Below are 17,095 nucleotides of genomic sequence, written 5' to 3'. Positions count from 1 at the left end.
ATGAAGATCACCAGAACGCTGGGCATGGCCCCGCTGCTGCTTTCCGTCCTGCTGGTGGCGCAACCGGCCATGGCTGCGCCGCCGGAGCCCAAGGTGACGCTGCTGTCGACAGAGGCGCTTCCGGAATATCCCGGCAAGGAGGTGCAGATGATCGTGGTGGAATACCCGCCCGGCGGCGCCGACCCGGTGCATCGCCATGACGCGCACGGATTCGTCTATGTCCTTGAGGGCAGTATCGTGATGGGCGTCCGGGGCGGCAAGGAAGTCACGCTGACTGCCGGGCAGACCTTCCACGAAGGCCCTGACGATATTCATACTGTCGGGCGCAACGCCAGCAACACCAGGCCCGCGAAGTTCATGGTGCTGTTGCTGAAGAACAAGGGCGCTCCGATCCTGACGCCAACGAAGTAGCACATTGGCCGGCTGCGGATGCGATCCCGAAGGTTCAGGGATCGCATCCGCGGGCCCGTCGTTGCGCGGAACTCAGTCAACCACTGCCACGACGCTGACAATACCCTGCCTGGCCATCTTCACATAGGGGCAGAAGCGCTCGGTATTGCGCACCAGTTCTTCCGCCACCTGTCGTTGCACGCCAGGCATCCTGACCCGGATGTCCGCGGCCAGCGCGAAGCCGCCGTCAACGGGATCGCGGCCGAACGCTATCTCCACTTCCACTGCGACGTTGTCGACGCTGACATTGGATCGCTGGGCCAGCAGGTTCAGCGCCCCATGAAAGCAGGCGGCATAGCCCGCGGCGAACAACTGCTCGGGATTGGTGCCGTGGCCGGGGCCGCCCAGCGCCGCCGGCAGCCGCAGGTCGATGACAAGATTGCCGTCATCGGAACGGGCCACGCCCGAGGCGCGGCCGTGTCCGGTTTCCCCGCCCGAGACGGTGACGGTCGTGGTGTAGAGGGCGTGGAAGCCCTGCCCGCGATACTTGTCGAGCAGGCTCAGCGGGGGGGCTTGCAGCCCCTTGTTGTCCATACGGCCCGCCCGCGTTGTCAGGCCTTCGGCTTCTGGCTCTGTCGCAGCCACGCTTCGAAACTGGTCTTGCCCAGGCGTGCCGGGCCTTCCGGTACCAGCGTATCGTCTTGCAGTTCGGCTCCGAAATAGCGGGCCTTGCCATCGACGACAACCTTGCGCGGATCCTTGGTGGCATCGAGATAGCGTTGCACGAGGTCGCTCAGGTGGAAGCGTTCCGGCCCGGCGATATCGACGATGCCGTTGACGGGACCGGCAAGGGCGTGGTCCGCCACGGCCTCGGCCACGTCATCCGAGGCAATCGGCTGGATCGATGCGGAAGACAGGCGCACGGAATCGCCATCGGCGCCCGACTGGACGATGCCGCCAAGGAATTCGAGGAACTGCGTGGAGCGGACAATGGTGTAAGGGATGCCGGCGTTCCGGATCAGCGCTTCCTGCGCGATCTTGCCGCGGAAGTAGCCGCTTTGTGAGAGCTTGTCCGTGCCGACCACTGACAGCGCCACATGGTGCGCGACACCGGCTGCCTTCTCCGCCGCCGCAAGGTTGCGGCCCGACGTCTCGAAGAAATGCAGGACGGCATCATCCGCGAACGATGGCGAGTTGGCCACGTCCACGACAACCTGCGCCCCGGCAAGTGCCTGGCTCAGGCCTTCGCCTGTCAGCGCATTCACGCCGGTCTGCGGAGACGCGGCAACGACTTCATGGCCTTGCCCGGCAAGCCGGGCGACGACCTTGCTGCCGATCAGGCCAGTACCTCCAATCACAACGATCTTCATCATGCACCTCGATTCTGGTGGAAGGGATGGGCATTCAACCCATGTCCCATGCTAGGCGAAGGGGTGCAGTGACGGTAGCGCCGGCGGCGGACGCATGGTGTTTCCCGTTCGGCACCAATGGTGCGGCCGGGTTGTGGCGTTTTCTCAGCCGGTCACCCTCGACCGATACTCGCTGGGCGAGAAGCCCAGGTTGCGCTGGAACGTAAGGCGCATCCGTTCCTCGCTGCCGAAGCCGCACTGCCTTGCGATCTGCTCCACCGGCAGATGCAGGTCCTGGAGCAGCCGGCGTGCGGCTTCCAGCCGGAAATGCTCAACCCCCTTGGCCGGGGTGCGCCCGGTCTTCTGCTTGTACACCCGGGCAAAGTTGCGGGGGCTCATTCCGACCTGTTCGGCGAGCTGTTCCACTGACAGCCCTTCCCGCGACAGGTTTTCGATGATCCATAGATGGAGCGCCTCGAACAGCGGCACGTGCCGGCTCTGCGCCAGCAGGATCTCGCTGATCTGTGGCTGCGTGCCCGGCCGCTTGATGAAGACCGCCAGCTCCCTGGCCGCGCTCAGCGAGATATCGTGGCCATAGTCGTCCTCGACCAGCGCAAGCGCCATGTCGATGCCGGTGGTCACGCCGGCCGAGGTCCAGATGCGGTCCTGGCGGACGAAAATGGCGTCCCGGTCCAGTTCGACCGCGGCAAAGCGCGCGCGGAACTGCGCATGCATCGCCCAGTGCGTGGCAGCGCGCCTGCCGTCAAGCAAGCCCGCTTGCGCAAGCAGGAAGGCCCCGCTGCAGACCGAGGCAACGCGGCGTACCTGTCCGGCGGCCTGCTGCAGCCAGGCGACCAGCGAGGAGGCGCTGTCGAGCACCCTGACCATCTCGGGGGCACCGGGGAGGATGATCGTATCGATGTGCTGCAGATCGATTTCCGAGAGCGCGATGGCCTGCACGGCGGTGCCTTCGGCCGAGGCAACCAGGCCGCCGTGCTCGCTTGCCAGATGGCTCCGGTAGCCGGCGAATCCCCGCTCGCGTGCGTACCGGGAGGCAGCCCAGAACACGGTTTGCGGTCCGGTGAGATCCAGCAGGCTCATGTCCGGGAAGGCCACGAACAGAAGATTGCGCGGCGGGTCGTCAATTGTCCGGGAAGAGGGCGCAGGCGCAGAGGGAACCATGGCAGGGATCTTGAAAGTCGGTGGATGTTATGCCGCTGGCGCGATTCCGCGCAAGGCATGTTGCCGGCAGGCACCCGCGGTGCGACGCCATCGCCACGGATCGCACCCGAAGGCTTTGTGGGCCGGCTCGTTCCGCTCCTCATGTCTGCATTGTCGCCGTTCGCGCCGGGCCGGCTGGCAGAAAACCAGGGGCATCTGTCATTTACTCGGGCATGGCGTGTCACTACGATCATGCCATGGTTGTGCACCGCACAGCGTGGACTCTCATTCGTTGCGCCGCTCCGAAAGGCATTGACATGGACATCGTCGTTCCAGACGTTCGCCCGGCGTCCCCTGTCAACCGCGGGGGGGCGGATAGAGACGTAACCGGTATGCCGCAGCGGGGCTTTCGCCCCGGCCCGCCGGATCGCGCGGACGGATTGTCCGCCAGTTTCGCGGCAAGCTACGCCGGCATCATCGCCTTCATGGCGGTCGCCACCGAGGGCAGCTTCTCCAAGGCCGGAGAGCGGCTGGGCATCGGCCGCTCAGCGGTCAGCCGCAATGTCCTGAAGCTGGAAACGCAGCTGAGCACCCGGCTGTTCCTGCGCACCACGCGCACCACCCAACTGACCCGCGAGGGCGAGCGCTTCTTCGAGAACTGCCACCAGGGCGTGGCGCATATCGTCGAGGCCATGAACGACATGCTGGAACTGCGCCTTGGACCGCCAAGCGGCCTGCTTCGCATCAGCGCGACGGCCGGCTTCGGGCGCAAGGTGGTGGCGCCGCTGCTGTCGAGGTTCTCGGCGGCTTATCCGGACATTTCCCTGGACCTGGTGCTCGATGACCGGCCAACGGACTTCGCGGCCGGGAGCATCGACGTCGCGTTCCGCAATGGCCGCATCGAGGATTCAAGCATCGTTGCGAAGCAGCTGATCCCGATGCAGATGGCTGTGTGCGCGTCTCCTGCCTACGCGGCGCGGCATGGACTACCGTCGACGCTGGAGGATCTCGCCCGGCACGAATGCATCAACACCCGCATCGCCGGCGCGCGCATCCTTGAATGGGAATTCAAGGTCGAGGGGCATGTGCGCAAGGTTGTGCCTGCCGCAAGGCTGACGTTCAATGACCCTGAGCTGGTGCTGGCGGCGGTGCTCGACGGGCTGGGCATCGCGCAGATGGCGGGCTACCAGGCCTGCGACCGCATCGCCCGCGGCGAACTGGTCATCGCCATGGGACGGTATGCGCCTGACGACCGCGGGCATTACATCTGTTACCTCAGCCGCCAGCACCTGCCCTCGCGCATCCGCGTTTTTGTTGACTTCATGACTGAAGAGATCCGGGCGCTCAATCTGCATTGCCTGGCGGATTTCTACACGGACTACTCGACGACAAGCTACCGGTCCTTCAGATAGCGTTGTTGTAAGGGCGCGGGCAATCGAATGTCCCGCCTCAGCTCCCGCACGCGTGAATCAGGAACTCCCTCAGCGCATCCGCCGGCTTGCCCAGCTTGCGCCCGGGCTGCCACAGCATGCCGACCTCCATGTCCGGCACCGCATTGGCAATCGGGCGGGCCTCGATCTGCTTTCCTTCCAGTGACCACGGGCGATACACCATGTCGGACAGCACAGTGACGCCGAAGCCATGCGCCACCAGCCCGCGCAGGGCCTCCATCGAGCCGGTCCGGAATGCGACCTTGGGTGCGAGCCGGTGGCTGCGCCAGTAACGCAGCGTGGATTCCTCGGCCTCGTCCACGGTGATGAGGATATACGGATAGGCCGCAATATCGCGCAGCGAAGGCCGCTCCACGGCCAGCAGCGGATGGCTGGACGAAGTCCACAACTGGCGCCGGGATCGCATCAGCGTATGGCGCCGGAAGCGCTTGGGCCGCTCCAGGTTCGACAGCAGCGCGATGCCCAGCTCGATCTCCCCCGCCAGCACGGCCCGCTCGATATCGGGCCGGTCCATGTCGAGCAGATCCAGTTCGATGTCCGGGTAGTTGGTGCGAAAGCGCGCCAGCAGCCCCGGCAGGAAGTAGCCCAGCACTGTATAGGAGGCGGTCAGGCGCACGCTGCCCTGCAACCCATGCACCTGGAAGCGCGGCTCGCGCAGCGCATCCTCGACCGAATCCAGGATCTGGCGGGCGTGCTGGAAGAAGAGGTGGCCTTCTGCCGTCAGCGTCACCCCATGGGGCCGGCGCTCGAACAGGCGTACCGCCAGGCGCTGCTCAAGCGCCAGCACGGCATTGGTGATGGCCGACTGCGAGACATGCTCGGCGGTCGCGGCCATCGAGAATTGCCCGGTCTCCGCGGCCGCGACGAAGTAGCGGAACTGCCTCAGCGTGACTTCCTTGGCCAGTCTTTCCGAGCCTTCGCGCGCCTTGAACATGGGAATCTCCGAGTTATCCGTTTTTCGGATATCAGGTGTTTGAATTCATGATTTTACGATGACGGCACGGATTTCTAAACTGCTCCGGATACAAGAGAACAAGCACGGAGACTGAGATCGTGAATGCCCCGCTGAACCCCGCCTTGCTCGAAGCCCTGGCCAGCGCCAGCCTGGACGACAAGTACACCCTGGAGCAGGGCCGCGTCTACATGAGCGGCGTGCAGGCCCTGGTCCGCCTGCCAATGCTGCAGAAGGCGCGCGACCGCGCCGCCGGCCTCAACACCGCCGGGTTTATCTCGGGCTATCGCGGCTCGCCGCTGGGCGGCGTCGACCAGGCATTGTGGAAGGCCAAGCAGCACCTGGCTGCCAGCGACGTGGTGTTCCAGCCCGGCGTCAACGAAGACCTTGCCGCGACCGCCGTCTGGGGCAGCCAGCAGGTCAACCTGTTCCCCGGCGCCACGCGCGACGGCGTGTTCTCGATGTGGTATGGCAAGGGGCCGGGCGTGGACCGGTCCATCGACGTGCTCAAGCACGCCAATTCGGCCGGCTCGTCGCGCCATGGCGGCGTGCTGCTGCTGGCCGGCGACGACCATGCCGCCAAGTCCTCCACCGTGGCGCACCAGTCGGAGCACGTGCTGCAGGCCGCCGGCATTCCGGTGCTGTACCCCGCCAATGTGCAGGAGTACCTCGACTACGGCCTGCATGGCTGGGCCATGAGCCGGTATTCCGGCCTGTGGGTGGCAATGAAGTGCGTCACCGACGTGGTGGAGTCGACCGCCTCGGTCGAGATCGATCCCGAGCGCGTGCAGATCGCGCTGCCGCAGGACTTTGTCATGCCGCAGGGCGGCCTCAATATCCGCTGGCCCGATTCCCCGCTGGAGCAGGAAGCGCGGCTGCTTGACCACAAGTGGTATGCGGCGCTGGCCTATGTGCGGGCCAACCGGCTCAATCGCGTCGTGCTCGATTCGCCGAACGCACGCTTCGGCATCATGACCGCCGGCAAGGCGTACCTGGACGTGCGCCAGGCGCTCGCAGACCTGGGTCTGGACGATGACACCTGCGCCCGCATCGGCATCCGCGTCTACAAGGTGGGTTGCGTGTGGCCGCTGGAGGCGCACGGCGCCCGTGAGTTCGCCACCGGCCTGGAAGAGATCCTGGTGGTGGAAGAGAAGCGGCAGATCCTCGAATACGCGCTCAAGGAAGAGCTGTACAACTGGCGCGAGGATGTGCGGCCCAAGGTCTTCGGCAAGTTCGACCAGCGTGGCAACGATGGCGGCGAGTGGTCGGTGCCGCGTGGCAACTGGCTGCTGCCCGCGCACTATGAATTGTCGCCGGCGCTGATCGCCAAGGCCATCGCGCGCCGGCTGGAACGCTTTGACCTGCCGGAAGCGGTGCGCGCACGCATTGCCGCGCGCGTGGCGCTGATCGAGGCCAAGGAGCGCGAGGCCGCGCAGCCGCGCATCGCGGTGGAGCGCAAGCCCTGGTTCTGCTCAGGGTGCCCGCACAATACGTCCACGCGCGTGCCGGAAGGCTCGCGTGCGCTGGCCGGCATCGGGTGCCACTACATGACCCTGTGGATGGACCGCAATACCGACACCTTCAGCCAGATGGGCGGCGAGGGCGTGGCCTGGACCGGCCAGATGCATTTCACCGGCGACAAGCACGTGTTTGCCAACCTGGGCGACGGCACGTATTTCCACTCGGGGCTGCTGGCCATCCGCGCATCGATCGCGGCCAAGGCCAATATCACCTACAAGATCCTGTTCAATGACGCCGTGGCAATGACCGGCGGGCAGCCCATCGACGGCGTGCTGACGGTGCCGCAGATTGCGCACCAGGTGCTGGCCGAGGGCGCGAAGAAGCTGGTCGTCGTCACCGACGAGCCGCAGAAGTATGGCGACGGCGCCATGCTGCCGTCCGGCGTGACTGTGTTCCATCGCGACCAGCTCGACGCCGTCCAGGTCGAGCTGCGCGATACCGCGGGCGTCACCATCCTGATCTACGACCAGACCTGCGCGACCGAGAAGCGCCGCCGCCGCAAGCGCGGCACCTATCCTGACCCGGCCAAGCGCGCCTTTATCAACGACGCGGTCTGCGAGGGCTGCGGCGATTGCTCGGCCAAGTCCAACTGCCTGTCGGTGGAGCCGCTGGAGACCGAACTCGGGACCAAGCGCAAGATCAACCAGTCGTCGTGCAACAAGGATTTCTCCTGCGTCAACGGCTTCTGCCCGAGCTTTGTCACTGCCGAGGGGGCGCAGGTGCGCAAGCCAGCGGCAGCGGGCGGCAAAGGCACAGGCGCCGACTTCGAGGCGCTGCCGCTGCCGCGGCTGCCGGCCCTGGAGCGGCCGTACGGCGTGCTGGTCACCGGCGTGGGCGGCACTGGCGTGGTCACCATCGGCGGCCTGCTGGGCATGGCATCGCACCTTGAACGCAAGGGCGTGACCGTGCTCGACATGGCTGGCCTGGCACAGAAGGGCGGGGCTGTGATCAGCCACGTGCAGATCGCACCGGGCCCGGACGACCTGCATGCGACGCGTATCGCGACGGGTGAGGCACGCCTGGTGATCGGTGGCGACGCCATCGTTTCGGCCTCGCCCGAGGTGCTGTCGAAGGTCCGGCATGGCCTGACCGCCGCCGTGGTCAACAGCGCCAACACGCCCACCGCGGAATTCATCAAGAACCCGAAGTGGAAGTTCCCCGGTGCCAGCGCCGAGCAGGACCTGCGCGCCAGCGTGGGCGATGCCTGCGCGTTCTTCGACGCCAGCGCATGGGCGGTGACCCTGCTGGCCGACGCCATCTACTCCAACCCGCTGTTGCTCGGCTTTGCCTGGCAGAAGGGCTGGATCCCGCTGCAGCGTGAAAGCCTGCTGCGCGCGATCGAACTCAATGGGGTGTCGATCGACAAGAACCGGCTGGCATTCGAATGGGGACGGTATCTCGCGCATCATGGCGAGGCGGCGCTCAAGGCGCACTTGCCGGGTGCTCCGGCGGCCCCGGCCGCACAGGTCGTGGCAATCCCGCAGACGCTCGACACCCTGATCCGCAAGCGCGAGACGATGCTGGCCGATTACCAGAACACTGCATATGCCGGCCGCTACCGCGAGGCCGTCGAGCGCATCCGCGCAGCGGAGCAGCAACTGGGCCTCGACCGCAAGCTGCCGCTGACCGAGGCCGTGGCCCGCAACCTGGCCAAGCTGATGGCCTACAAGGACGAATACGAGGTGGCGCGCCTCTACGCCGATCCCGCCTTCCTGGACAAGCTGCGCGCCCAGTTCGAAGGGGAGCCCGGCCGCGACTACCAGCTCAACTTCTGGCTGGCGCCGCCGCTGCTGGCCAAGACCGACAAGGGCCACCCGGTCAAGCGCCGCTTCGGTCCGCGCACGATGACGGCATTCCGCTTGCTGGCGCGCCTGAAGGGGTTGCGTGGCACGGCGTTCGATGTGTTTGGCAAGACTGCCGAGCGCCGCGCCGAGCGGGCGCTGGTCAACGACTATCTGGCCATGGTCGACGAGTTCGCAGCGTCCCTGAGCGCGGACAACGTCGACACCGCGCTGGCGCTTGCCGCGTTGCCGGAGGATATCCGCGGCTACGGCCACGTGAAGGAGGCCAGCATGGATGCGGCGGCAGTACGGCGGGAGGCGTTGCTGGCGCAGTATCGCGGCGCGGCCCGGCGGGCTGCTGCTTGAGAGGCGGGCGGTTCGAGCCCTGCGCCGAACCGCCCCTGTCTATGCCTCGCGCCGGGCCAACGCCAGGAAGGCGCCCAGGCCCAGCATCGTGACACCCGACATCCGGGTCATCAAGCGGGCGCGAGCTTCGCGGGCGGCGCCGGACTTGAGCAGACGATGCGCGGCAAACACGATAACAACGTCGACCAGCGTATTGAGCGCGACGCAAATGCAGCCCAGCAGCACCAACTGCGGCACCAGAGCTTCGCTCGCCGAGACAAACTGCGGCAGGAACGCCAGAAAGAACAGCGCCGTCTTGACGTTCAGGACCTCGACCATGATGCCCTCGACCAGAGCGCGGCGCGCACCTCTGGATGGCATGGCTTCGAGCGTGACCGGCGCCTGCTTGCGCATCAGCATGCGAATCCCCAGGTACACCAGATAAGCAGCACCCAGATACTTGAGCAGGTTGAATGCCGCGGCCGACTGGGCAATGACCAGCGACAGGCCCAAGGCTGCCGCGAGCACATGAAGCAAGCCTCCGAGGGCGGCGCCGAAGCATGAAGCCAGGCCCTCGGATCGGCCGCCAGCCACCGTTCGTGCAACGACGTAGGCGATTCCGGGGCCGGGGGTGATCGCGAGAACGATGGCAGCGATCAGGAAGGGCAGGAATGACATGGTGTGGTGTTCGTCAATGGTGAGGAAAAGCTGAGCGCGGGCCGGGGGCAATTCAGCCAGCCTTGCGCATGGACTGCGCAAGTTCGCCATACCCCCGCGCCTCCAGGGTCTCGGCGGCACCGAGGCGATCCCGCAACTCCCTGTTCTGGCTGAGCTTGACCTTGCCCACCAGCGAAGTGACGGCGATCTCGATGCCCACGATGTTGCGCAGCATGCTGTCGATGTACTCCGGCGCGGAGTCCCCCATCTTCCAGGGCCTGGGTTCGGCTGCCTCGTGTCGCCGTGTCAGGCGCGCAACCAGGCGGCGAACAAAACGCTCGTCGTCATGCACGGTGATCGTGCCGTGCGCGTGTACCACCTCGTAGTTCCAGGTCGGCACCTGGCGGTGCGCCTCATGCTTGCTCGGGTACCAGTTGGGCGAGATATAGGCCTCGGCGCCCCGGAACACGACCATGACCGGCGAGCCGGTGGGGCAACGCTGCCAAAGCGGGTTCGCGCGGGCCACGTGGGCTGTGAGCACGCCGTGAGTTCCCTCGCCGGGATCGAACTCGAACGGGATGTGGTCGGCATCCAGTCCGGCGCTGCCTTGCGTAACCAGCATCCCCAGCGGGTGCACGCGGATGATGCGGCCCAGTTCCTCTGGCCGGTTTTCAGCAAAGTGAGCAGGAATATACATGGTGGGGAATCGGAAGCGATGGAATGCTCGATACTCTCGCCGACAACTGGCACAATCGGAAGGTCCGGTTTTCATGATTCTTTATGGGCCAGTCACGCCAGCCAGCCGGTACCCGTGCCGGAGCCACGGGCGCGGGGCGCCGCATCTACGATCTTCTGCGTGCCCAGATCGCGGACGGCACCCTGCCGCCGGGCGCCCGGGCGCCGTCCACACGGGCGCTGGCGTCCGAGTTGGGGGTGTCGCGTACCACTGTCACCGCCGCCTACGAACAACTTGCTGCCGAAGGCTTCCTCGTCACGGCGGTGGGGCGGGTGGCCCGAATCGCCAGCCCCCTGGCGGCACCGGCACCAGCCGCGATGAGCGCAGGCCGGCGCGCCAGGTCCGCCCCAACCCTGTCCGGATTCGGGCGCCGCGTGGCGGGACTCGGCATGCCGGCACCGCTGCAGGCTGAACCGGTTCGTTTCGACTTCCTGTATGGGGCGGTGGCTTCGCGGGACTTCCCAACCCTGGCCTGGCGGCGTGCCTACCAGGCCGAACTGCTGCGCCAGCAAAACAGCCTGTCCTATGCCCCGCCCGAAGGTGAGGCGTCGCTGCGACGCGCCCTCCAGGGCTATTTGCGGCGTGCCCGGGGACTGGCCTGCGAGGCCGAGCAGGTTCTGGTGGTGCATGGCTCGCAGCAGGCCATCGACCTGTGCGCACGGCTGCTGCTGGATGCCGGCGACGCCTTTGCCTTCGAAGATCCCGGCTACCTGATGGCGAGGCGCTGCTTCGAAGCCACCGGCGCCAGGTGCCAGGCCACGCCGGTGGACGGGCATGGCCTGGATACCGCCAGCCTTCCCCAGGACGATCGTGTGCGCCTGGTGTACGTGACACCGTCGCACCAGTTCCCACTAGGGGGCGTGCTGCCGATCGGCCGGCGCCTGGAGCTGCTGCAATGGGCGCAGCGCCACGACGCCTGGATCATCGAGGACGACTACGACGGGGAGTTCCGCTACGGCCAGCGCCCGATCGACACGCTGCGCTCGATCGACACCGACGGCCGCGTGATCTACGTCGGCACTTTCTCCAAGGCGCTCTCGCCGCAACTGCGGCTCGGCTACCTGGTGCTGCCGCCTGAGCTGGTGCCGGTGTTCCGGCAGGCCAAGCGGCTGGCCGACCGCCATGCGCCCGTGCTGGAGCAGCGCGTGCTGGCAGCGCTGATCGAAAGCGGTGCCTACGAACGCCATGTGCGGCGCATGCGCCGGGAAAACGAGCGCCGGCGAGCGGCCTTGCTGGATGGCGTCGCACGTTTCCTGCCAGCGGACGCGGAAGTCTGCGGTACGGCGGCGGGGCTGCATGTGGTGCTGTGGTTGCCGTCGCTGCGGCCCCGCGACGAGACAGCGCTGGTGGCCGCTGCGCGCAGCCAGGATGTGGGGGTCTACCCGGTATCACCGTTGTTTGCAGGGGCCCGGCCGCACGGACAGCGTCGAGCGGCCGGGCTGGTGCTCGGTTATGCGAGTTTGACGGTGGAGCAGATTCAGCGGGGGATGCAGATTTTAGGGGTGGTGATTGCGGCGATGGGGCGGGCGCAAGGCCAGCCAAATCAGCTTGATGGCCGCCTGCCTACTGGTCAGGAGGCTCCAGGCGGGGGCCGCATCAATAGTTCATCGTCACGTTGAGCATGGCCACCCGCGGATTGCCCACTGGTAGCACGTTGTTGTTCAGGCCGCCCGCGTAGTACATTTTGTCGAACACGTTCTTGACGTTGAACGCCGCGCGCCAGTGCGTTGCCACGTAGCCGACGGCAAGATCGGCCACCGCGTAGCCCGGCACGGTGTAGTTAAAGCTGTAGCCGCGCTTGGCGCTCTCGCCGCGCACGCCGGCACCGACGTACCAGCCGGCCAGCGCGCCGCGGAAGCGGTACTGGCTCCAGACCGAGAAGCTGTGCCGGGGCACGCTGTTGAGCGGCTTGCCGACGTTCGCAGCCGTGGTGTCTTCGGTGACTTCGCTTGCGATGTAGGCATAGGCGCCCGAAACGCTGAGGCCATTGCCGAGATCCTGCGTCAGCTCCATTTCCAGCCCGCGCGAACGCTGTTCGCCCACGGCCACGCTGAAGCCTGTGTTAACCGGATCGGTACTGAGCACATTGGTGCGGGTCAGGTCGAACGCGGCCAGGGTCAGCAGGCCGGTCTTGTCCGGCATGTCGAACTTGATGCCCACTTCGTACTGGCGGCCCTTCTCGGGCTTGAACGTGGCGCCGTTGACGTCGGTGCCGGCGTTCGGCAGGAACGAAGTGGCGAAGCTCAGGTACGGACGCGCCCAGTGCGTCAGGTCGTACATCACGCCCGCGCTGCCGGTGACGGCGTTGTCGTCGTTGCCGGTACGCGACCGCGCCAGCCGGTCCGTCGTGCTCGTCTGCGCGGATTCGTAGCGCACGCCGCCGGTCACGGTCCAGCGCTCGGCGATACGGATCTGGTCGCGCAGGTAGAGACCAACCGCGTTTAGCGTGTCGGTCGCGTCCAGGCTATAGGCGGACGGGCAGTTGATGCTGGCGCCATAGACCGGGTTATAGACGTTCAGCGCTGCCACGCGGCATGTCTTCTGCAGGCGGTCTTCCTTCGTATGGCGGTAGTCGATGCCGAAGGTCACGCTGTGGGCATGCCCCGTGAACGCGAAAGTCCGCTGCACGTTAGTGTCGACACCGAACGAGTCCCCCGAGAAGCTCTGCTGCGTGCCACTGCGGTTCATCGCCTGGCTGTTGACGGCCATGGTGCCGGCCGACACCAGCGTGCCGGTCAGCGACGACGTCTGGTAGCGCAGGTTCTGGTTCAAGGTCCAGCCGGAGTCGAAGCGGTGCGTCAGCGCGTAGCCGATGCGGTTCTGCTCGCCGTCATAAGACGGCGCATTCGGCTCGCCGATGAAGCGGTTGCCCGGCACCACGCCATTGCGGTTCGGCACCAGGGTGCCATTCACTGGCAGGCCCTGCTGGCGCACGTAGTTGCGTTGGCTGTGGCTGGTCAGGATCGTGAAGTCCGTGCGCGTGCCAAGGTCGAGCGTCAGCGATGGCGCGATCCAGCGGTTGCGATACCAGACGTAGTCGGTCGGATCGTCGCTGTTCATCATCAGCGCGTTCAGGCGGAACGCGGCCTTGCTGTCCTTGGCCAGCGGCGTGCCGACGTCGACCGTCGCCTGCCGGAAGCCGTAGTTGCCGACGGTCAGGCCCAGTTCACCGAACAGTTCGGCACGCGGGCGCTTGCTGACCATGTTGACCAGGCCGCCCGGCTGCACCGCGCCGAACAGGATCGAGGCCGGTCCCTTGAGCACTTCCACGCGTTCCACGCCGAACAGCTCCTGCGCCACGCGGTTGTTGCTGTCGACGAGCAATCCGTCGGCAAAGATCGATTCCGATGCACGCTGGCCGCGGATGATGAAGTCGTCCCAGCCGCGCCTGCCATAGACGTTGGTGACCACGCCGGCTGAGTTCTGCAGTGCGTCGCTGAGGTTCTGTGCCTGCTGGCTGTCGAGCAGCTCGCGTGTGATGACGGTGATCGACTGCGCGGCGTCGGCCGCTGACTGATCCGACTTGGTCACTCCGGCCGGCCGCCGCGTGCTGAAGCCGATGTCAGTTTGCCCGTCGGCGGCGGCGCTGACCGTCACGGATGGCAGCGTGGTGAGATCTTCGGCGGCGTGGGAAACAACGGGAGGCAGGAACAGGCAACTGACGGCGGCGGGTATGGCAAGACGGCGGACAAACATGGCGGCCCAGGGCGAAAGCAACGAAAGTGGCGCATCATAAATGAGAATGGTTTGTATTTACAAGAAATTCGTCCGGCAAAAGTCGCACTAACTTACTGATTCGTATCCATCAACGGCGTTTCTAGCGCACATGCTTTCCCTACATAGCGGTCCCTGCGCAGCCCCGTTGCTGCTATCAATGTTCTCTTCCCGGCCGCCTGCCCATGAAACGCACCACCACCATTCCGACCCCGCCGCCCGATGCCGCACATATCCTGGTGCCGGCCGACGCGCAGGCGGGCCATGCCTGCGCCGACGACCGCAACTTCGTCACCGCGCTGGCCCGCGGCATGGAGTTGTTGCGCGCCTTCGGCCCGCAGGACGATTACCTGGGCAACGCCGAGTTGTCGCGGCGCACCGGCATCCCGCGCCCGACCGTGTCGCGGCTCACCTACACGCTGGCCACGCTCGGCTATCTCACCTACATCGAAGCCACTGAGAAGTACCGGCTGGGGCAGGGTGCGATGGTGCTGGGCCACCGCTATGTAGGCGGCGCCGGCATCCGCGAGATCGCGCAGCCGCTGATGCAGTCGCTGGCGTTTGCCTCCGATTGCACGGTGGCACTGGCCATGCCGGACCGGCACGCCATGGTCTACCTGGAAAGCTGCCAGCCGCGCGGGGCGCTGGTGATCCGGCTGGCGCCGGGCGCGCGCCTGCCGATGGCCACCTCGGCGATCGGCCGCGCCTGGCTGGCGGGGCTCGATGCCGATCACCGCGAGGCCGCGCTGGCCGAACTGGCGCGCCACTATGGCTCGCGCTGGCCCGCCGTGCGCACCGGCATCGACCGTGCGCTGCGCGACCACGCACGGCGCGGCTTCTGCGTGGCGCATGCCGAATGGGACCGCACCGTCAGCGGCGCCGCCGCGCCGCTGCGCCTGGCGGGCAGCAGCGAGGTGCTGGCGTTGAATATCGGCGGGGCCGCGACACGGCTGTCGCCCGAGATCCTGGAAAGCAACCTGGGCCCGCGCATCCGCGAACTGGCCGAGACCCTGCAGGCGCGGCTGTGGCAACCCGGCGGCGCGCGCGCGACCGCCCGCTTTGCTTCCGCGCAGCCGGACCCTGATACCCATACCCACGCGTCCAACGCATGACGCGGGCACTGAATTCAACGAGGAGACAACCCATGGAAGTACGCAACAGGACCGTCGTGGTGACTGGCGCGGCCACCGGCATCGGGCGCGCGCTGGCGCTGGCCTTTGCGCAGGCCGGCGCGCGCGGCGTGGCCGTGGCCGACCTGAACGCGGCCGGGGCCGCCACTGTTGCCGCCGAGGTCCAGGCCGTGGCGCCTGCGTGCCAGGTGTTCGCCCAACCGGTCGACGTGGCCGATGCCGCCGCCGTGCAGGGCCTGGCCGACGAGGCCACGCGCCGCTTTGGCCAGGTCGACATCTTCTGTTCCAACGCCGGCATCATCCTGCGCAAGGGGCTGGATGCGAGCGCCGACGAGTGGCAGCGCATCTGGGAAATCAACGTGATGGCGCATATCCACGCGGCCAGGGCGGTGCTGCCGCAGATGCTGGAGCGCGGCGACGGCTACTTCATCAACACGGTGTCGGCAGCGGGCCTGCTGTCGCAGATCGGCTCGGCGCCGTATGCGGTGACCAAGCACGCCGCCATCGGCTTTGCCGAGTGGCTGTCGATTACCTACGGCGACCGCGGCATCAAGGTCAGCTGCATCTGCCCGCAGGGCGTGCAGACCAACATGCTGTTCGGCGAGAAGGGCGAGCGCAAGGGCTTCCTGCAGGAAGGCTCGGTCACCGCCGAGCATGTCGCAGCGGTGACGCTGGAAGGGGTGGCCGACGAGCGCTTCCTGATCTTGCCGCACCCGGAGGTGCTTGAGTACTATCGCCGCAAGGGCCAGGACTACGACCGCTGGCTGCGCGGCATGCGCCGCCTGCATGACAAGGTGATGCAGGAGTTCGGCGGCATCGCGGTCTGAAGGCACGAGTAGTCCTGGCAGGTTTCGGCGGCGGCGTTGGCCGCCGTCTTCACAATGCGGGCAGCCATGCAGCCGCCGGCAACAGGAGGAAAATCCATGCGTTTCGGTACCGTTGCCGCGGCAGTGCTCGCCGCGTCCGCCCTGGTGAGCGCGCCCCCCGCGCTGGCACAAGGCTACCCCGCCAAGCCGATCCGGATCGTAGTCGGCTTCCCCAGCGGCGGCGCGCCCGACACGCTGGCGCGCATCGTCTCGGAAAAGATCTCGCCCTCATGGGGCCAGCCGGTGGTGGTGGACAACAAGCCGGGCGCGGGCGGCAATATCGGCGCCGAAGCCGTGGCGCACGCGCCGGCCGACGGCTATACGCTGGCGTTGGGCACGGTCGGCACGCACTCGATCAACGGCGCGCTGTACAGCAAGATGCCATACGACATGGTCAAGGACTTCGCCCCCGTGGTCCTGATCGCCTCGACGCCGAACGTGCTGGTGGTCAATCCCGGCGTGCCGGCAAAGAGCGTGGCCGAGTTGATCGCGCTGGCAAAGTCCAAGCCGGGCGGCCTGACCTTCGGCACCCCCGGCGTCGGCACCTCGCCGCACGTGGCCGGAGAAATGTTCAATTCGATGGCCGGCGTCAAGATCACGCACGTGCCCTACAAAGGCCGCGCCATGGCCATCCCCGACCTGCTCGGCGGCCATATCACCATGATGTTCGACAACCTGCCGTCGGCCCTGCCCGTGGTGCGCGAGGGCAAGCTGCGCGCGCTGGGCATTACCAGCGCGAAGCGCTCGGCCTCGGCACCGGATATCCCGACGCTGGCCGAGCAGGGCTTGCCTGGATTTGAGGCCGATTCATGGTTCGCCGTGTTCGCGCCGGCCAATACGCCCAAGGATGTAGTGGCCAGGCTCAACACTGAACTCAACCGCATCTTCACGCTGCCCGATGTGCAGGCGAAGCTGAAGACGCTGGGGCTGGATCCGATCCTGGGCACGCCGGAGAAACTGGCGGCGTACCAGCGCCAGGAGATTGCAAAATGGGCGCGGGTGGTGAAGGAATCGGGGGCGAAGGCAGAGTAGGCCGTTAAAC

The 17,095-nt window shown here is 66.6% G+C and carries 14 protein-coding genes; 7 read left to right on the top strand and 7 right to left on the bottom strand.

What is annotated here, in order from left to right; genetic code table 11:
* Positions 1-411, top strand: coding sequence for a cupin domain-containing protein (locus AC3WLF_RS23655; protein ID WP_035820949.1), 411 nt, complete (start codon positions 1-3; stop codon positions 409-411).
* A 72-nt stretch (positions 412-483) separates the two neighbouring features.
* Here the strand turns inward: AC3WLF_RS23655 and AC3WLF_RS23650 are convergent, their stop codons facing one another.
* The 3 genes from AC3WLF_RS23650 to AC3WLF_RS23640 all read right to left on the bottom strand — a co-directional run bounded on the left by AC3WLF_RS23650 (position 484) and on the right by AC3WLF_RS23640 (position 2,921).
* A complete protein-coding gene (locus AC3WLF_RS23650; protein ID WP_035820946.1) occupies positions 484-984 on the bottom strand; it encodes an Ohr family peroxiredoxin in 501 nt (166 codons plus the stop codon).
* A gap of 17 nt (positions 985-1,001) precedes the next feature.
* Complete coding sequence (locus tag AC3WLF_RS23645) at positions 1,002-1,760, bottom strand: SDR family oxidoreductase (RefSeq protein WP_492358915.1); 759 nt, start codon at positions 1,758-1,760, stop codon at positions 1,002-1,004.
* Between the two features lie 144 nt (positions 1,761-1,904).
* Entirely contained in the window at positions 1,905-2,921 is a 1,017-nt protein-coding gene (locus AC3WLF_RS23640) for a GlxA family transcriptional regulator (RefSeq protein WP_492317337.1), read from the bottom strand.
* Between the two features lie 371 nt (positions 2,922-3,292).
* On the opposite strand from AC3WLF_RS23640, the gene AC3WLF_RS23635 reads away from it, so the two are divergent.
* Entirely contained in the window at positions 3,293-4,312 is a 1,020-nt protein-coding gene (locus tag AC3WLF_RS23635) for a LysR family transcriptional regulator (RefSeq protein WP_492317440.1), read from the top strand.
* Between the two features lie 37 nt (positions 4,313-4,349).
* On the opposite strand, the gene AC3WLF_RS23630 is transcribed toward AC3WLF_RS23635, so the two are convergent.
* Positions 4,350-5,285, bottom strand: a complete 936-nt coding sequence (locus tag AC3WLF_RS23630; RefSeq protein WP_492358907.1) for a LysR substrate-binding domain-containing protein — start codon at positions 5,283-5,285, stop codon at positions 4,350-4,352.
* Positions 5,286-5,404: 119 nt separating this feature from the next.
* Between AC3WLF_RS23630 and AC3WLF_RS23625 the strand changes: the two genes are divergently transcribed.
* Positions 5,405-8,971 (top strand): indolepyruvate ferredoxin oxidoreductase family protein, encoded by a 3,567-nt coding sequence (locus AC3WLF_RS23625; protein ID WP_492317339.1) that lies wholly within the window; start codon positions 5,405-5,407, stop codon positions 8,969-8,971.
* Positions 8,972-9,010: 39 nt separating this feature from the next.
* On the opposite strand, the gene AC3WLF_RS23620 is transcribed toward AC3WLF_RS23625, so the two are convergent.
* Both AC3WLF_RS23620 and AC3WLF_RS23615 read right to left on the bottom strand, forming a co-directional pair.
* On the bottom strand, positions 9,011-9,628 hold the full coding sequence (locus AC3WLF_RS23620) for a LysE family translocator (RefSeq protein WP_492358906.1): 618 nt from the start codon (positions 9,626-9,628) through the stop codon (positions 9,011-9,013).
* 52 nt (positions 9,629-9,680) lie between these two features.
* The gene (locus tag AC3WLF_RS23615; RefSeq protein WP_492317341.1) at positions 9,681-10,304 is read right to left on the bottom strand and encodes an FMN-binding negative transcriptional regulator; all 624 of its coding nucleotides are present in this window, start codon (positions 10,302-10,304) and stop codon (positions 9,681-9,683) included.
* Positions 10,305-10,387: 83 nt separating this feature from the next.
* On the opposite strand from AC3WLF_RS23615, the gene pdxR reads away from it, so the two are divergent.
* Positions 10,388-11,962, top strand: coding sequence for a MocR-like pyridoxine biosynthesis transcription factor PdxR (gene pdxR, locus AC3WLF_RS23610; RefSeq protein WP_492356025.1), 1,575 nt, complete (start codon positions 10,388-10,390; stop codon positions 11,960-11,962).
* Here pdxR and AC3WLF_RS23605 read toward each other — a convergent pair.
* On the bottom strand, positions 11,940-14,039 hold the full coding sequence (locus AC3WLF_RS23605; RefSeq protein WP_492340411.1) for a TonB-dependent siderophore receptor: 2,100 nt from the start codon (positions 14,037-14,039) through the stop codon (positions 11,940-11,942). The two genes, pdxR and AC3WLF_RS23605, sit on opposite strands and share 23 nt — an antisense overlap.
* A gap of 203 nt (positions 14,040-14,242) precedes the next feature.
* Between AC3WLF_RS23605 and AC3WLF_RS23600 the strand changes: the two genes are divergently transcribed.
* The 3 genes from AC3WLF_RS23600 to AC3WLF_RS23590 all read left to right on the top strand — a co-directional run bounded on the left by AC3WLF_RS23600 (position 14,243) and on the right by AC3WLF_RS23590 (position 17,085).
* On the top strand, positions 14,243-15,169 hold the full coding sequence (locus AC3WLF_RS23600; protein WP_492317344.1) for an IclR family transcriptional regulator: 927 nt from the start codon (positions 14,243-14,245) through the stop codon (positions 15,167-15,169).
* Positions 15,170-15,201: 32 nt separating this feature from the next.
* A complete protein-coding gene (locus tag AC3WLF_RS23595) occupies positions 15,202-16,014 on the top strand; it encodes an SDR family oxidoreductase (protein ID WP_492358905.1) in 813 nt (270 codons plus the stop codon).
* A gap of 96 nt (positions 16,015-16,110) precedes the next feature.
* Positions 16,111-17,085, top strand: coding sequence for a Bug family tripartite tricarboxylate transporter substrate binding protein (locus AC3WLF_RS23590; RefSeq protein ID WP_492317346.1), 975 nt, complete (start codon positions 16,111-16,113; stop codon positions 17,083-17,085).
* Positions 17,086-17,095 lie beyond the last annotated feature (10 nt).

Source organism: Cupriavidus sp. FW306-01-F10A (assembly GCF_058782785.1).
The sequence above is the reverse complement of the archived record's forward strand: the minus strand, read 5'-3'. Positions and strand labels throughout refer to the sequence as shown.